Source organism: Halorubrum tibetense, from assembly GCF_042661865.1.
Classification (GTDB): Archaea; Halobacteriota; Halobacteria; order Halobacteriales; family Haloferacaceae; genus Halorubrum; species Halorubrum tibetense.
On sequence record NZ_JBHSWW010000402.1, the window covers coordinates 1 to 1613 of the forward strand.

Consider the following 1613-nt stretch of genomic DNA (forward strand, 5'->3'; position numbering starts at 1 on the left):
GGTCCGGCGGAACGACGCGATCGACCTCGCGGCGATCCGGCGACTCGACGCCGACGGCGTCGTCGTCTCGCCGGGGCCGGGGACCCCGCAGTCCGCGGGGGTGTCGATCGACGCCTTCGAACTCGACCGCCCCGTCTTCGGTGTCTGTCTCGGCCACCAGGCGCTGTGTGCCAGCCGGGGAAGTCGCGTGGGGCACGCCCCGGAGGTCGTCCACGGGAAGCCCTCGACGATCAGCCACGACGGGAGGGGGGTCTTCGCGGGGCTTCCGGACCGGCTCAGGGTCGGACGGTACCACTCCCTGTGCGTCGAGCGCGACGACCTCCCCGCGGAGCTGGTCGAGACCGCCCGAACCGAGGACGAACGCGAGGTGGTGATGGGCGTGCGCCATCGCGAGAAGCCGCACGTCGGCGTGCAGTTCCACCCCGAGAGCATCCTCACGCCGGAGGGGAAACGGATGGTGCGGAACTTCGTCGACCTGTGTGAGACCCATGAGTGACTCGGGAGAGTCCCCGGAACCCACCGACCTGCGCTACCATGTCGACGGGGAGCTCGTCCCCGCCGCCGCGGCGACCGTCCACGTCGAGGACCGCGGGTTCGCCTACGGCGACGCCGCGTTCGAGACGCTTCGAGCCTACGGCGGCGAGGTGTTCCGGTGGGACGCACACGCCGACCGGCTCGCCGACACCTGCGAGACGCTCGCGCTGGACCACGGGCTGTCGGACGCGGATCTGAAGGGCCGGATCGACGAGACGCTCGCCGCCAACGACCTCACGGACGCGTACGTCAAGTGCTCGATCACCCGCGGCCGCCAGCCGGGAACGCTCGATCCCCAGCCCGAGATCGACCCGACCGTCGTCGTGATCGCCACCCCCCTCCCGCGCGGCGGCGTCGACTCGTCTCCCGCTCACGACGGTCCCGCAACCCTGCAGACGACGAAGACCCGGAAGATCCCTGACCGCGCGATCCCGGCGGCCGCGAAGACCCACAACTACCTCAACGGGATCCTCGCCAGGCTCGAGCTCCGGGTGACGGGCGCGGACGAAGCGCTGATCCTCGACCCCGACGGCCACGTCGCCGAGGGGGCGACCGCGAACGTCTTTTTCGCCGACGGCAGCGCGCTCAAGACGCCGTCGCTCGACGGCCCCGTGCTCCCCGGGATCACCCGCGAGACCGTCATCGAGACCGCCGAAGACGAGGGGATCCCGGTCGAGGAGGGGACGTACACACCGAGCGACGTGCGCGAGGCCGACGAGGTGTTCCTCACGAACTCCACGTGGGAGGTACGGCCCGTCACACGGGTCGACGGGCTGGCCGTCGACGCCGACGGTGAGGGGGTCGCCGGCCCGCTGACGACGCTGCTCGCGCGACTGTTCGACCGGCGTGTGGAGGAGCGCTACTACGACGGCGAGCGGCTGTGAGCGTCGGACGGGCTCGCTGCCGGCATCGGAGCCGTACCGGACGGGCCGGCCGCAGCGTTATCCCTCCAGAGACCCTACGTGACGGATGGCAGACGACAAGCGCGGACGCGAGAAGCAGGCCGCGGACGAGGACCGACGCCAGCGCGAGCGCGAGCTCGCCACCGAGCTGGAGCGCGGCGATGAGCTCGAACCGGC

2 protein-coding genes are annotated in these 1613 nt (G+C 71.5%); both read left to right on the top strand.

The genetic code is table 11. From position 1 onward, the window contains the following. Window positions 1-496 (top strand): anthranilate synthase component II (locus tag ACFQEU_RS15540; RefSeq protein WP_379783635.1); only part of this gene is annotated, 496 nt, incomplete at its 5' end. Continuing rightward, entirely contained in the window at window positions 489-1418 is a 930-nt protein-coding gene (locus tag ACFQEU_RS15545; RefSeq protein WP_379783637.1) for an aminotransferase class IV, read from the top strand. The genes ACFQEU_RS15540 and ACFQEU_RS15545, both read left to right, overlap by 8 nt. Window positions 1419-1613 lie beyond the last annotated feature (195 nt).